Source organism: Curtobacterium sp. SP.BCp, from assembly GCF_051903255.1.
Classification (GTDB): Bacteria; Actinomycetota; Actinomycetes; order Actinomycetales; family Microbacteriaceae; genus Curtobacterium.
Map to the genome: position 1 here is coordinate 2368161 of NZ_CP194338.1, position 13680 is coordinate 2381840.

The 13680-nt window shown below is 74.5% G+C and carries 12 protein-coding genes; 6 read left to right on the forward strand and 6 right to left on the reverse strand.

Annotation, left to right across the window (positions count from 1 at the left end; translation table 11 throughout):
* Window positions 1–9: 9 nt before the first annotated feature.
* The 5 genes from hpf to mtrA all read right to left on the reverse strand — a co-directional run bounded on the left by hpf (window position 10) and on the right by mtrA (window position 5893).
* On the reverse strand, window positions 10–711 hold the full coding sequence (gene hpf, locus ACRQ4C_RS11225) for a ribosome hibernation-promoting factor, HPF/YfiA family (RefSeq protein WP_290131377.1): 702 nt from the start codon (window positions 709–711) through the stop codon (window positions 10–12).
* A 161-nt stretch (window positions 712–872) separates the two neighbouring features.
* On the reverse strand, window positions 873–1571 hold the full coding sequence (locus ACRQ4C_RS11230; RefSeq protein WP_439688698.1) for a ComF family protein: 699 nt from the start codon (window positions 1569–1571) through the stop codon (window positions 873–875).
* A gap of 163 nt (window positions 1572–1734) precedes the next feature.
* Complete coding sequence (locus ACRQ4C_RS11235; protein WP_439688699.1) at window positions 1735–3528, reverse strand: GerMN domain-containing protein; 1794 nt, start codon at window positions 3526–3528, stop codon at window positions 1735–1737.
* Complete coding sequence (gene mtrB / locus ACRQ4C_RS11240) at window positions 3525–5213, reverse strand: MtrAB system histidine kinase MtrB (protein ID WP_290131374.1); 1689 nt, start codon at window positions 5211–5213, stop codon at window positions 3525–3527. The genes ACRQ4C_RS11235 and mtrB overlap by 4 nt, the downstream gene beginning before the upstream one ends.
* 5 nt (window positions 5214–5218) lie before the next feature.
* Window positions 5219–5893, reverse strand: a complete 675-nt coding sequence (mtrA, locus tag ACRQ4C_RS11245; RefSeq protein WP_290131373.1) for an MtrAB system response regulator MtrA — start codon at window positions 5891–5893, stop codon at window positions 5219–5221.
* 306 nt (window positions 5894–6199) lie between these two features.
* Between mtrA and ACRQ4C_RS11250 the strand changes: the two genes are divergently transcribed.
* Genes ACRQ4C_RS11250 through ACRQ4C_RS11270 form a run of 5 tightly spaced genes read left to right on the forward strand, consistent with a single transcriptional unit; the run spans window position 6200 to window position 11619 of the window.
* Window positions 6200–7354: a glycerophosphoryl diester phosphodiesterase membrane domain-containing protein gene (locus ACRQ4C_RS11250; RefSeq protein ID WP_439688701.1), complete on the forward strand. Its 1155-nt coding sequence runs from the start codon at window positions 6200–6202 to the stop codon at window positions 7352–7354.
* Window positions 7351–7992 carry a DUF4129 domain-containing protein gene (locus tag ACRQ4C_RS11255; protein ID WP_439688702.1) on the forward strand — a complete coding sequence of 214 codons (642 nt, stop codon included), beginning with the start codon at window positions 7351–7353 and terminating at the stop codon, window positions 7990–7992. The genes ACRQ4C_RS11250 and ACRQ4C_RS11255 overlap by 4 nt, the downstream gene beginning before the upstream one ends.
* Window positions 7989–9254: a DUF4350 domain-containing protein gene (locus tag ACRQ4C_RS11260; protein WP_439688703.1), complete on the forward strand. Its 1266-nt coding sequence runs from the start codon at window positions 7989–7991 to the stop codon at window positions 9252–9254. Before ACRQ4C_RS11255 ends, ACRQ4C_RS11260 begins: the two co-directional genes overlap by 4 nt.
* Window positions 9251–10249: an AAA family ATPase gene (locus ACRQ4C_RS11265; protein WP_439688705.1), complete on the forward strand. Its 999-nt coding sequence runs from the start codon at window positions 9251–9253 to the stop codon at window positions 10247–10249. Before ACRQ4C_RS11260 ends, ACRQ4C_RS11265 begins: the two co-directional genes overlap by 4 nt.
* Window positions 10249–11619, forward strand: a complete 1371-nt coding sequence (locus ACRQ4C_RS11270; protein ID WP_439688706.1) for a DUF58 domain-containing protein — start codon at window positions 10249–10251, stop codon at window positions 11617–11619. The genes ACRQ4C_RS11265 and ACRQ4C_RS11270 overlap by 1 nt, the downstream gene beginning before the upstream one ends.
* A 7-nt stretch (window positions 11620–11626) precedes the next feature.
* Here the strand turns inward: ACRQ4C_RS11270 and ACRQ4C_RS11275 are convergent, their stop codons facing one another.
* On the reverse strand, window positions 11627–12622 hold the full coding sequence (locus ACRQ4C_RS11275) for a stage II sporulation protein M (protein WP_439688707.1): 996 nt from the start codon (window positions 12620–12622) through the stop codon (window positions 11627–11629).
* A gap of 87 nt (window positions 12623–12709) precedes the next feature.
* Here ACRQ4C_RS11275 and ACRQ4C_RS11280 point away from each other — a divergent pair, with 87 nt between their 5' ends.
* Window positions 12710–13579, forward strand: coding sequence for an RDD family protein (locus ACRQ4C_RS11280; RefSeq protein WP_439688708.1), 870 nt, complete (start codon window positions 12710–12712; stop codon window positions 13577–13579).
* Window positions 13580–13680: the final 101 nt, after the last annotated feature.

Genomic DNA, 13680 nt, shown 5'->3' on the forward strand with positions numbered 1-13680 from the left:
GCGGTGCCGTCAGGCGAGCGCCGCAGCCGGCTCGCTCACCGCGTCCGTCCGGGCCGACGAGGGGTCGTCGATGCCGATCACGCCGTAGTCCCAACCCTTGCGGCGGTAGACGACGCTCGGGCGTCCGGTGGCCGCGTCGACGAACAGGTAGAAGTCGTGACCGACGAGTTCCATGTGGTAGAGCGCGTCGTCGACGGTCATCGGCGCGGCCTCGAAGACCTTCTCGCGGATGACGACCGGGCAGTACGCCTCGTCCTCGGGTTCGTCGTGCGCGTCGGCGTCCACCGTCGGCACCGCGCCGGTCGCGACCGACTGCAGGAGCTTCCCGTCCGCCGGGGTCACGCCGAGGTTCTCGAACGCCGAACCCGAGGCCTCGCCCACCGAGGTCGGACGGTGGCGGCCGCGGTGCACCTTGCGGCGATCACGTGCTCGTCGGAGTCGTTCGGTCAACCGGGCGAAGGCCAGGTCGAAGGCCGCGTACTTGTCCGACGCCGCCGACTCGGCCCGGACGAGCGGCCCGGGGCCGATCAGCATGAGCTCGACACGGTCCTCGCCCCCGGCGCCGCCGCTCTTCTCGTTGTGACGGCTGATCCGCACCTCGAAGGCGAGGGCCCGGTCGGCGAGCACGTCGATCTTCTCGGACTTCTGTTCGACGTAGGTCCGGAATCGGTCGGTGACCCCGACGTTCCGGCCCGTGATCGTCACGTCCATGTGGCGGCTCCCATCCACGCTCGGCGCGTCGCCTCCGTCCGGCGATCTCTGACGCCTTGCCGCGAGGCTAGACCCGTGCGCGGACGGTTGTCACGACGTCCACGGGATCCCGGCGGGACGCCCACCGGACACCCAGGCGTCACCGTCCGTGCACGTCGGGGTCAGTCCTCGACGCTCGCGACGGCCACGCACCGCACGACCGTCCCGCCCGCCGCCCGGACCGCTCGGACCGCCTCGGCGAGGGTCACGCCCGTCGTCACGACGTCGTCGACCAGCACCACGGTCCGGCCCGCGACCCCGACGGCCCGCAGCGCACCCACCGTCGCCGCCACGCGCTCGGTGGCCGTGCGCTCCTTCTGCCCGTTCCCGCTCCGAGCACCGGCCCCGGCCCGGCGACCACCCCCGCCGGACCGACCGTCGCAGCGCACCAGGGCGGACCCGACCGGCGCCCGTCCCCGTCGGAGGAGCAGCACCACGGGGTCGAAGCCGCGTCGCCGGGCACCACGGGCGGACGGCGGCACCCGGAGCACGACCGTGCCGTCCGGTGCCTCGGCGAGCGCCCGCCGCACCAGCGCGCCGAACCGCCGGGCGAGCGGGCCGGCGAGGTCGACGCGGGAGCGGAGCTTCAGCTCGAGCACGAGGGTGCGGACGAGCCCCTCGTACTCGAACGCCGCGTCCGTCCGGACACCGGCGATCAGTCGGACCCGCGGTGGTCGAGCCGCGACGTGCGTCCGGCAGGTGTCGCAGAGGGCGCGGTCGGGCACCCCGCAGCCGACGCAGTCGACCGGGAGGACGAGCCCGACCACCGCGCGCAGCGCGGCGGCCCGGTCACAGGGAGGGGACGGGCGCGGCGTGGTCACCCGCGCGATGCTGCACCGGCCACGGGCCGGACGGGCGGCGGTCCGCCGGACGGTGGACGGGCCTCCAGGCCGGGTCGCCGGTGCAGGAGAGCCGGTGCAAGCAGCCGATGCGGGCACCCAGTGCAGGCAGCCGGTGCTGTGGCGCCGTCAGCGCTGGGTGCCGTCAGCGCTGGGTGCCGAGCACGCTCGCCGTGACGCCGGTCGGCTCCCACCCACCGCCCGTCGACTGCAGGACCTGCCCGTTCGACATGCGCAGCAGCAGCGACCCGCCACTGCCGCCGACGATCGTCGTCGCCCGACCGTCGGGCTGCGGGAGCGTCGTGGCGCGGCCACCGATCGTGGTGCGCACGATCTCCGGGCCGCTCTCGGTCTGCCCGACCGAGGCCACGTCGACGTCGCTGACCCAGGTCGCGGAGACGGCGTCCTCGGACGCGGCCTGCACCCGCACCGGCGGGCCGAGCGCCGTCGGCACCCGGTCGCGGTCGCGCTCGATCGCCATCACGTAGAGCGCCGGTCCGTCCGCGGTCTGCAGGAGCGCGAGCGCGCGGGTGGAGTCCCGGGAGACCTGGAAGGAGACGAGCTTGCCCGACGGCAGCGTCGTCGACACGTCGTGGGGTTCGCCGGTCAGCGAGTACGACCGCACCTTCGACGGCTGGTCCTCGCTCGCGACCCAGACGGAGCCCCCGCCGACGTCGTCGACGGACGGCGCAACGAGGTCGGTGCGGGTGTCCACGCGGAGACGCTGCTGCCCCGAGCGGACGACGAACACGCCCTCGTCGCTCCGGACCGCCGCGAACGTCCCCGAGGCGCTCAGGGCGACCGCGTCCGGGTCGAGCGCGACGATCTGCTGGCTCATCCCACCGCCGAGCGCGGACACGGAGCCGGTACCGGCCGCGTACCCGACCTTGCCGCGGGCCTCGACGAGGGGGCGTGGGTCGACGTCCGGGTTCTGCTGCGCGTCCGACGACCCGCTCGACGGGACGGACAGGCTCGCGCCCTCGACCGTCAACGTCACCGACGACACGGACGCGACCGTGGCGAGCGACTTCGCGAGCTGTTCGCGCATCCGGACCCGGTCGGCCGTGCTGGCTCGGAGAGCGGCGCTCGAGAGGTCGACCTGCGCGGTGCCGTTCTCGATCGTCACGGCGTTGAGCGACAGTTGGGTGCCCTTCGGGAACGCGGAGACCACCGCGCCGTCGAGCCAGTCCGCCGGGCCGGCGAGGAGCGCGCTGACGACCCGGGTGGCCACCGAGGACTGGGCGAGGAACCAGCGGACGTCGGGGACGAGGGAATCGCCGGTCGGGTCGAAGAAGTAGAGCGCGTGCTGCTGGAAGACCGACTGGAAGCGCACCGGCGACAGGATGATGCCGTCGGGGGCGTACGCGATGCGCCAGTCGTCGCCCTCCCGGACGAACTGGAACGTCAGCGTCGAGGTGGTCGGCCGGACGGCCTGCGTGTACTCGCCGTCCGCGTCGACCGAGGCGCTCGCGGTCAGCGTGTACGTCAGCTCGTTCGCACCGACTCGCTCGACCTGCCCGCTGCCGTCGCTGATCGTGACGCCCTGCCGCGGGTTCCACTTCTGCGAGAAGCCGGAGGACAGGAACTCGCGCGCGGTCGCGTAGTTGTTCTGTGCGCCGGTCGCCGCCGCGATGAAGCCACGGAGCACGGCGGTCTGGTCCTCGCCGCCGGAGGGGCCGTCGGGACGCAGCTCGACACCGGAGACGGACTCGTCCTTGATGGACTGTCCGGAGCGGACGTCGCCGGACACCGGGATGGCGGCGCACGCGGCGAGCGCGACGAGCGTCAGGGCGGCGAGCGCGACCGCGAGGCTGCGGCGGAGGCCGCGGCGCGGGGCGCGGGCGGCGGTGCCGGTGGTCGGGCGGGCGGCGGCGCCCGCGGTCGCGCGGGCGCCGCCCTGGTCCGCGGCGGTGCGGCCGGCTGCGGTGCGGCGGGTCATGCGTCCTCCTCGCGGACGGCGCGGGGACCGTCGTAGGGGTCGTCGAGGTCGGGCAGCGGGATCGCGGACGTCGCCGTCGACACGTGGCCCGTGCGCGGCAGGGTGAGCACGAACGCCGACCCGTCGCCGACCCGGGACCACACGTCGATCCGACCGCCGTGGAGGTTCGCGTCCCCGAGGCTGATCGCGAGCCCGAGCCCGGTTCCCCCGATGGTGCGCTTGCGGCTCGGGTCCGCACGCCAGAACCGGTCGAACACCCGGGCGGCGTCCTCCGGGGGCATGCCGACGCCGTGGTCGCGCACCGCGATCGCGACCGTGCGCGCGTCGCTGTCGACGACGACCTGCACCGGCCGTTCCTCACCGTGCTCGATGGCGTTGCCGACGAGGTTCCGCATGATCCGCCGGATGCGCTTGGCGTCGAGCTGCATCGTCGTGTGGCCGCCCGGCGTGTGCAGCTGGAGGTCGACCCCGGCGCGTTCGGCGAGCGGACGGAACTCCTCGACGATGTCTGCGGCGAGCGCCGCGGGGACGACCGGCTCGGTGTCGAGCTGCGCCGCCTGCGCGTCGTAGCGGGAGATCTCGAGGAGGTCGGCGAGGAGGAGCTCGAAGCGTTCGACCTGGGCGTGCAGGAGCTCCGCCGACCGCGCCACCGCCGGCTCGAACGCGTGCCGGGAGTCGTAGAGCACGTCACCCGCGAGACGGATCGTGGTGAGGGGCGTGCGGAGTTCGTGCGAGACGTCGGAGACGAAGCGCTGCTGCACCCGGGACAGTTCGGCGAGCTGCGTGATCTGCCGGCTCACCGCGTCGGCCATGCCGTTGAAGCTCCGCGCGAGGGTGGCGATGTCGTCCTCGCCGTGCACCGGGATGCGCTCGTCGAGGCGGCCGGCGGCGATCTTGCGGCTCGTCTCGGCGGCCCCGCGGATCGGCACGACGACGAGCCGCACCACGAGGCTGGTGACGAGGGCGATGAGGACGATGAGCGCCACGCCGCCGATCGACAGCGTCTGCGACACGAAGTCGAGGGTCTGCTGCGCGTCCGAGAGGTCGTAGACGAGGTACAGCTCGTACTGGCCGGCGCTCGGGATCTGGAGCGTCGAGCCGACCGCGAGCCCGGGCTGCCGGCGTCCCTCGTCGTCGAGCTGCACGGGCTGGAGGCTGAGCCGTCCGGTGTTCTTGGCGACCTCCTTCCGCAGCGCGTCGGTGATGACGGCGTCGGGGAAGTCGCGCGTGACGATGGTCTGCAGGGTCTGCGGCGTCGTCTGACCAGGGGTCCGCTCGATCGCGACGTCGGTGCCGCCGGGGCTCGTCGTGTTCGAGAGGATCGCCTGCTGCGCCTCGTTCTGCAGCGTCTCGAGCTCGGACTGGTTGTTGTCCTCGCTGGCGGTCGCGGCGTCGAAGATGTTCTGCGCCACGAGGGTCGCGCGGGCCGACTCGGACTCGATCTGGTCGCGGCGCTGCGCGTAGACGTTGTTCGAGATGCTCACCATGACGGCGGTGCCGATGACGGCGACCGCGAGACCGGTGGTGACGACGGTGATCGCCACCGACCGGAACATGAGCGACCGGCGCCACAGGTAGGCGATGCCGCGCCAGCCGCGGCGCGCCCACCGGCGCAGCCGACGGCCGACCCGGCCGAGGGTGCCGCTCGGTGCCGCGCGGGGTCGCGACGGGGGTCGTCGCGGCACGGTGCTCAGGCTCCTCCGGCCCGGTACCCGACGCCGCGGACGGTCGTGACGATCTTCGGGTTGTCCGGGTCGTGCTCGATCTTCGCGCGGAGGCGCTGGACGTGCACGTTCACCAGGCGGGTGTCCGCCTTGTAGTGGTAGCCCCACACCTGCTCGAGGAGCATCTCGCGGGTGAAGACCTGGTTCGGCTTCTCGGCGAGGGCGCGGAGGAGGTCGAACTCGAGCGGGGTGAGGGCGATCGCGGTGTCGCCGCGGCGGACCTCGTGCCCGGGGACGTCGACGGTGAGGTCCCCGACGTGCAGCACGGTCGAGTCGGAGGCCGTGGGTCGGAGCCGGGTGCGGATGCGCGCGACGAGCTCCTTCGGGTTGAACGGCTTGACCACGTAGTCGTCCGCGCCGTTCTCCAGCCCGACGACGACGTCGGCGGTGTCGCTCTTCGCGGTGAGCATGATGATCGGTGTCCCGCTCTCGGCGCGGATGCGCTTGCAGACCTCGATGCCGTCGATGCCGGGGAGCATCACGTCGAGGAGCACGAGGTCCGGATCCGAGTTCCGGAACGCGTCGACGGCGTCGTTGCCGTCGGCGCTGAACTCGGGTTCGAAGCCCTCGGAGCGGAGGACGATGCCGATCATCTCGGCGAGGGCCTGGTCGTCGTCGACGACGAGGATGCGCGGTGTCATGTGATGGGGGCTTCCGTCCCTGTGGAGCGTGGGTGTCGGTCCGACACCGTTCCCCACGATAGCCGAGGCCCCCGCCGTCGACGCTTTTCCGCCAGGATGGAGACCACCGCGTGTCCGCGTGCGGTGCGACGGAGGGGGTGGGGCATGTCCGGCTGGCAGGTACCGGGGTCCGACGGTGCGCAGGAGCGCCCGACTGGAGGCCCGCAGCAGCCCGTCCCGCAGCCGCCGTCCGCCCCGTGGCCGGGTGCAGGGCCCGGTGCGGGTCCCCGTCCGGGCGCCGGGGCGCCGACCGCGTCCCGTCCGGTGGTGCCGCTGCAACCGCTCGGCCTCGGCGACGTGCTCGGGGGTGCCTTCACCGTGTTCCGACGCAACGCCCGGGTGCTGCTGCTCTGGAGCTTCCTCGTCACGGGTGTGATCGGCGTGCTCGCGAAGGTGGCGTCGACGCTCTCCCAGGGCAGCCTGCAGGCGCGGGTGTTCAGCACGCTCGACTCGGGCACGTCCTCGGCCGACGCGGCGTCGGTCGCCGCCGGCACCGCCACGGCGTTCCTGCTGCTCTCGGTCGGGCTGCCGTTCGTCGCGGCACTGTTCCGTGGGTTCCTCCTCGCGCCCGTCGCGGTGGACACCGGGCAGCGGGTGCTCGGACGCCGGGCGACGTTCCGTGGCGTCTGGGCCCTCCTCGCGGGTCGCCGCTGGTCGGTCGTGGCGTGGGTGCTCCTGCAGGCGGCGGCCGGCGTGCTGCTCGGCGGGGTGTTCCTCGCGGTGTTCATCGGCTTCGTCGTCGCGCTCGTGAGCAGCCGGGCCGAGTTCGGCTGGTTCCTGCTCGCGGTGCTCGTGGTGGGACTCGGCGGCGCGGTGGTGGCGACGTGGCTGACGACGAAGTTCGCGTTCACCATCCCGACCATCGCGCTCGAGGGCCGCGGGGTGTTCTCCGCGGCCGGGCAGTCGTGGCGGCTGACCCGAGGGGCGTTCTGGCGGACCTTCGGCATCATGCTGCTCGTGAACGCCGCGTTCGCGTTCGCGGTGTCGATCGCGTCGTTCCCGCTCTCGATCGCCACGGTGCTCGTCGGTGGCGTGTTCGACCCGCTCGGGCAGACCTCCGGGTCCGACGGCGGCGTGTGGTCGGTGGTCGTGGTGGTCGTCGGCGCCCTGCTCGTCACGGCGGTGCAGTGCACGACCGACGTCATCTCGGGCTCGGTGCTGACGTTCCTGGCGATCGACCGTCGGATCCGGACCGAGGGGCTCGACCAGCGCATCGCGTCGCACCTCGACACCGGAGTGCCGACCGACCCCTTCGCCCCGGCCGATCCCCTGCCGCCGGCGCCCCCTGGTGCGTGGGGGCCGCCCGGGGCGTGGGGACCGCAGCCGCAGTGGGGGCCGCCGCCACAGTGGGGTCCACAGCCCCAGTGGGGTCCGCAGCCGCCGCAGCAGTGGGCACCGCCGCAGTGGGGCGGACCGCGGTGAGCGCGGTCGACCCCGACGAGGCGCGCCGACTGCTCGAGCAGGAGCTCCAGCACCAGCGGTACGACGCGGCACGGCCGACGTGGTGGGACCGGGCGTCGAAGGCGTTCCTCGACTGGCTCGGATCGCTCCGCGCCGACGGACTCGACTCCCCCGCGTTCGGGCACACGCTGCTCGTCGTCGCGGTGGTCGTCCTCGTCGCCGTGGCGGTCGTGGTCGTCCTCGCTCGTGGCCTCCCCCACCGCCGGGCCCGCACGTCCGGATCGCCCGGCGGCGGCGTCTTCGAGGACGGTGACACCCGGACCAGCGCCGACCTCGTGCGCTCCGCGGAGGCCGCTGCTGCTCGGGGCGACTGGACCACGGCGGTGCTCGACGGCTTCCGGGCGCTCGCGCGCGGCCTCGGCGAGCGTGACCTCGTGCCGGACGTACCCGGTTCCACGGCGCGGGCGATCGCGGCGCGCGCGGCCCGGTCGTTCCCCGACCTGGACGACGCCCTCGACGGTGCCGCCCGGGTCTTCGACGACGTCCGCTACCTCGGTCGCACGGCCGACCGGGACACCGCGGCCGTCGTCCTCGACACCGCCCGGACCGTGGCCCGTACCCGCCCGGTCCGCCCGGACGCCCCGGCGGTGCCCGCGTGAGCGCCACCCTGACGACACCGCCGCACGCCCCGGACCGGCACGTGGACCCGGACCCGGCCTCGTCCACGCCGTCGGGCCGACGTCGACGGTGGGGCGCCTGGGTCGTCGTCGCCCTCGTCGCCGTGCTCCTCGCCGGACTCACGGCCGCGGTGGGCGGGCAACGGGGGCCCGCCACGCGGGAGCTCGACCCCCGCAGCCCGTCGGCGAGCGGCGCCGAGGCACTCGTGCGGGTGCTCGAGCAGCGCGGCACAGCCGTCGACGTCGTGCGGTCCGCCGACCGGGTCGGCACCGGCACCGTGTTCGTCGACGACGCCGACCGAGCCTTGTCAGCGGCCGTCGCGCGCCGGATCGCCCGTTCCGCCGCACACGTCGTCCTGGTGGGCGGGTCCGGCGCCGTCCTCGAGGCGTTCGGCCTCGACGTCGAGCCGGTCGCCACCGTCGGCGACGGGTCAGCGGTCGGCACGACGACCTGCGCGGTCCCGGAGGTCGCCGCCGCCCGCTCCGTCACCGCCGACGGCACGTCCTACCGGGTGTCGGGCGGCGACGTCGAACGCTGCGTCCCGACCGGCTCCGGCGACGCCCAAGGGTGGGGCATCGTCCGGGCCACGACCGACGGCGGCGACGTGACCCTGCTCGGCACCACGAACGCGCTCCGGAACGACACGATCACGACCGCGGGCAACGCCGGGCTCGCACTGGGGCTGCTCGGTGGGAGCGACCGGCTCACCTGGTACGTCCCGACGCCGGGGAGCGCCGACGCCGCGCCCACCCTCGGAGACCTCGCGCCCCCGTGGGTCCCGAGCGCGATCGCGCTCCTCGCGCTCGTCGCCGTCGCCGCCGCGGTCTGGCGCGGACGACGACTCGGTCCGCTCGTCGTCGAACCGCTGCCCGTCGTGGTCCGCGCCGCCGAGACGACCGAGGGCCGGGCCCGCCTCTACGCACGGACGCGCGACCGGACGCACACGCTCGACACGCTGCGCGTCGCGGCACTCCGACGCATCGGCACCCGCCTCGGGCTCCCCCGCTCCGCCCACGTCGACGAGGTCGTCCGGGCAGCGGCACGGGCGACCGGCCGACGCCACACCGACGTCGGCGCCGTGCTCGTCGGCGGTCCGGCGACGACCGACGCCGCCCTGACCGCCGGCGTCGCCGCGCTCGACGACCTCGAGCACGCCGTGACCGCCGCCACCACGGGCGCGACCGCCGCCCCCGCCGAACCGACCGAACCGACCGACCGAGACCGACCTGGAGCACGAGCGTGACCGACCTGCCCCCGAACCACCAGCAGCAGCCCGCCGTCGCGGTGGCCGACCCGCTCCGCGACGCCTTCGACCGCGTCCGCGCCGAGGTCGCGAAGGCCGTCGTCGGCCAGGAAGGCGCGGTGTCCGGCATGATCGTCGGGCTGCTCGCGCAGGGCCACGTGCTCCTCGAGGGCGTCCCCGGGGTCGCGAAGACGCTGCTCGTCCGGAGCCTCGCGGCGGCGATGTCCCTCGACACGAAGCGCATCCAGTTCACGCCGGACCTCATGCCGGGCGACGTCACCGGGTCGCTCGTGTACGACGCGTCGACGGGCACGTTCCCGTTCCGCGAGGGCCCCGTGTTCACGAACGTGCTCCTCGCCGACGAGGTGAACCGGACGCCCCCGAAGACGCAGTCCGCGCTCCTCGAGGCCATGGAGGAACGTCAGGTCAGCGTCGACGGGGACGCACGACCCCTGCCCGACCCGTTCTTCGTCGCCGCGACCATGAACCCGATCGAGTTCGAGGGCACCTACACGCTGCCCGAGGCCCAACTCGACCGGTTCCTGATGAAGCTCACGCTCGACGTGCCGCCGCGGGACGTCGAGTGGCAGGTCCTCCGACGGCACGCCGACGGCTTCGTCCCGCGGGACGTGTCGTCGGCGGGCATCGTCCCGGTGGTCGGACGCGACGAGGTGCTGGCGGCCCAGCGCGCGGTCCGCGGGGTCGGTGCGCGGGACGACGTGCTCGCCTACGTCGTGGACCTCGCCCGCGCCACGAGGCAGGCGCCGTCCGTCCGGGTCGGCGTGAGTCCGCGCGGTGCCACGGCCCTCCTCGCCGCGGCGAAGGCCTGGGCGTGGATCACCGGGTACGACGCGATCACCCCGGACCACGTGCAGGCGATGGTCCTGCCGGTCTGGCGCCACCGGCTGCGGGTCGCCGCGGACGCCGAACTCGAGGGCGTCGGCGCGGACGGTGTGCTGCAGCAGGTCCTCGAGCAGGTCCGGGTGCCGATCTAGTGGCCGTCAGCGGTCGGTTCGTCGCGCTCCTCGCGGTCGGCGTCGTCCTCGTCGTGCTGCTCGGCACGGGGTGGGCGGGCCTCGCGTGGGTCGGGGTCGTGGTCGTGGCCGCGGCGCTCGACGTGCTGCTCGCGGCCGACCTCGGACGGGTGCGCGTCGACCGCCGGATGCCCCGACTCGCACGTCGGGACACCGTGGCCGACGGCACGCTCGTCCTCGCGAACGACGGCCCGCGCCCGCTCCGTGCGCTAGTCCGCGACATGTGGGAGCCCTCGACCGGGTTCGGGCCGGACCGCGTCCGCCTGACGGTGCCCTCCGGGGAACGGCGCACCGCCCGCGTCCGGTTCGCGCCGTTCCGTCGTGGGCGTCGACGGACCGCGGGCGTCGCCGTCCGGGCGTTCGGACCGCTCGGGCTCGCCGCACGGCAACGGGTCCTGCCGGCTCCGGCCGAGCTCGTCGTGACGCCGCCCTTCCGGTCCCGTCGACACCTGCCGTCCCGGCTGGCACGACTCCGGGAGCTCGACGGCGAGACGACGCTGCAGCTCCGCGGCCACGGCACCGAGTTCGACTCCCTCCGCGACTACGTCCGGGGCGATGACGTCCGGTCGATCGACTGGCGGGCGACCGCCCGTCGGCAGGACCTCGTGGTGCGGACCTGGCGTCCGGAACGGGACCGTCGGGTCGTGGTCGTCGTCGACGCCGGCCGTGCCGGGGCGGGGCGGATCGAGGACGAGCCGCGGCTGGACACCTTCATCGAGTCGGCGCTGCTGCTCGGCGCGCTCGCTACCGCAGCCGGGGACCGCGTCGACCTCGTCGTGCTCGACGACCACGTCCGCGAACGGGTCGTCGGCGCCACCCGGACGGACGTCGTGCAGCGGTTCGGCGAGGCCCTCGCACAGGCCGAGCCCGGGCTCGCCGCCACCGACTGGGCCGCGGTGCCGGCGGTCGTCGACGCGGTCACGACCTCCCGGGCGCTCGTCGTGCTGCTCTCCGGCCTCGACTCGGTCGGGGCGTCTGGCGACCTGTTGGCCGTGCTCCCCCGGCTGACCGCGCGCCACGCGGTCGTCGTGACGAGCGTGACCGACCCGGCCGTCGCGGCGGCGGCGCGCTCCGCCCTGGAGCCGGCCACCGGACGACGCGGACCAGCCGTCGGACGCGGGGCGGGCCTCCCGGCCGGGGCAACACGCGCCGGGGCTGCCGAACGCGACGTCCACCGACGGGCGGCCGCCGAACGCACCCTGCTCGACGCCGACGGGGTCGCGGACGCCGCTCGCCGTGCCGGTGCGGAGGTCGTGCGGGGCGTGCCGACGGCGGTGCCGCCGCTCGTCGCCGACGCCTACATCCGCGCGAAGGCGGCCGGACGGCTCTGACGGCTGCTCAGCCGGCGGTCAGCGCCGTCGCGCCGCGCTCGAACTCCTCGAGGTCACCGCGCTCCCCCGCGCGGTACGCCCGACCGCCGACCACCCACTGGTAGACGAGGACCAACGCGAGCGCGGCCGTCCCGATGCCGATCTTCACCGGCCACGGCCAGGGCTGGCGGGTGACGACGCCCTCGACGAGCCCGGACAGGAGCAGCGTCAGCGTCAGTCCGACCGCGACCGTGATGAGCGCGCGACCGTCCTCGGCGAGTGCCTGCGCCCGGGTCCGCGCGCCCGGCGCGATCCACGACCACGCGATCATCAGTCCGGCGGCTCCGGCGACGAAGATCGAGTACAGCTCGAGCTGACCGTGCGGTGCGATCCAGAGGAAGAAGTCGCCAAGGCGACCCTGGGAGTGCATGACCGCGCCGGACACCCCGAGCCCGACGGCGTTCTGCACGATCGAGAACGGGACGAAGACGCCGGTGATGCCGAACGCGACCATGCTCGCGGCGATGTAGGCGTTGTTGGTCCACACCTGCGCCGTGAACGCCCCGAGCCCGTGGTCCGAGTAGTAGTCGACGAAGTCCTGCGTCGCGTACCGCCGGAGCGCCTCGGGCGTGCCGAACGTGTCGACCGCGCCGGCGGTGGCGCTGATCCACACGCCGACGACGACCCCGATGAGCGTCGTCGCGACGGCCACCCAGATCGTGGTCCAGCGGATCCGGTAGAGCGCGGCGGGGAGCTGCACCGCGAAGAACGTCGTGAGCGCGGTCAGCGGGTCGACCGGGGTGCCGGTGAAGCGGAGCCGGGCGCGGAAGAGGGTGAGCGAGAGGCGGTCCCCCGTCGCGGTCCGGGGCGCTGCGCCACGGATGCGGGCGAGGTCGGTCGCGGCCTCCTGGTAACCGGAGACGAGTGCGTCGACGTCCGCGCCGGAACGCGGACGGCGGCGAGCGAGTCGGTTGAGCTCCTGCCAGCGTTCACGGTGCACGTCGCTGTACGCGTCGAGGTCCACTGCTCCCCCTCGTGGTCGGGCTCCGGTGCGCGGTGCCGGCGGTCCGGCACCGGTGCGTGGCGCCCCGGTCTCCGACAGAATGATCCCATGCCGAAGCCGACCGCGCCGCGCGACCTCGCGGACACGCGCTTCGTCCGGTCGCTCGACGACACCGCGGACGAGCTCGTCGTCGGTGAGGCGGTGGCGCTCGACGTCCAGCCGGCCGGCATCGCGCTCCGACTGGCCGCGGCGCTCCTCGACGCGGTGTGCACCGTCGCCCTGTACGTCATGCTGCTCATCGGTCTCGCTCGTGTGGTCCCGAGCGGGGTCGACACGGGCTGGGTGGCGGCGCTGCAGATCGCCGTCCTCGTCCTCGTGCTCGTGCTCGTGCCCGCCGCCGTCGAGGCCACCACCCGCGGCAAGAGCGTGGGACGGTACGCGACGGGCACCCGCGTCGTGCGGACGGACGGCGGGGCGATCGGCTTCCGGCACGCCTTCACGCGCGCCCTCGTCGGGCTGCTCGAGCTCTGGGGCACGCTCGGCTCGTTGGCGCTGCTCGTGGCGTTGTTCGGGTCGCGGCCGCGGCGGCTCGGGGACCTGCTCGCCGGGACGGTCGTGCAGCACGAGCGGGCACGGCGGACGGCGGACCCGGTGGTGCTCATGCCGGTCGAGCTCGGCGAGTGGGCCCGGGTCGCGGACGTGTCGTCGCTCCCCCAGCGGCTCGAGAACCGGCTCGGGGCGTTCTTCCGCGGAGCCGCCGACATGCGGCCGGACCACCGGACGGCGACGGCGGACGCCCTCGCCGCGGCCGTCGCTGGGCACGCGCACCCGGTGCCGCCCGTGCCTGCCGAGGTGTTCCTCGCCGGGGTCGTGGCGCTCCGGCGGGACCGGGACCTCCGCTTGCTGCGGGGTCGAGCGGCGACGATCGCTGCGGCGGCCGCCACGGCAGGTGCGCGGCCCCCGGGCTTCCCCCGCTAGCTGTCGTTCCTCGGGACGCTTCGACACCGTGTTCCGGACAAGACACCGCGGATCTCCACGGTGCTGTGTCCGGAACCTGGTTCCGGGGACCGCGCGCCGCC

Coding starts and splice junctions, on each gene's coding strand:
- hpf (WP_290131377.1), bottom strand. CDS start 711: ATGGACGTGACGATCACGGGCCGGAACGTCGGGGTCACCGACCGATTC.
- ACRQ4C_RS11235 (WP_439688699.1), bottom strand. CDS start 3,528: ATGACCCGCCGCACCGCAGCCGGCCGCACCGCCGCGGACCAGGGCGGC.
- mtrA (WP_290131373.1), bottom strand. CDS start 5,893: ATGACACCGCGCATCCTCGTCGTCGACGACGACCAGGCCCTCGCCGAG.
- ACRQ4C_RS11280 (WP_439688708.1), top strand. CDS start 12,710: ATGCCGAAGCCGACCGCGCCGCGCGACCTCGCGGACACGCGCTTCGTC.